1 protein-coding gene is annotated in these 385 nt (G+C 68.1%); it reads right to left on the minus strand.

The genetic code is table 11. The annotated features are described in order from the left end of the window. The coding region (locus RNC47_RS37390) for an amino acid--tRNA ligase-related protein (protein WP_311605339.1) at positions 1 to 385 on the minus strand (385 nt) is incomplete at both ends.

The following is a 385-nucleotide window of genomic DNA, read 5'->3' on the forward strand; positions in this document are numbered from 1 at the left end:
CGCAGGTACAGATCGACATCGAGCGCATTGGAGTGGGTGATGAACGGCCGCGCCGCCGCCCCGCCGGCCAGCGTCTGCAGCATCGGCGTCTCGACCTCGAGGAAGCCGCGCCGTTCCAGCGCCGAACGCACCGCACGCACCACCGCGACCCGCTGCCGGGCGATGCTGCGCGCCTCCGGGCGCACGATGAGATCGACATAGCGCTGACGCACCCGGGTCTCTTCGCTCATTTCCTTGTGAGCAACGGGCAATGGCCGCAGGGCCTTGGCCGCCATCTTCAAAGAGTCGGCCAGCACCGAGAGTTCACCGCGCTTGGAGCTGATCACCTCGCCGTGGACGAACACGATGTCGCCGAGGTCGACGTCGGCCTTCCACGCGTCCAGCG

The organism is Streptomyces millisiae (assembly GCF_031845425.1).
GTDB lineage: Bacteria > Actinomycetota > Actinomycetes > Streptomycetales > Streptomycetaceae > Streptomyces > Streptomyces millisiae.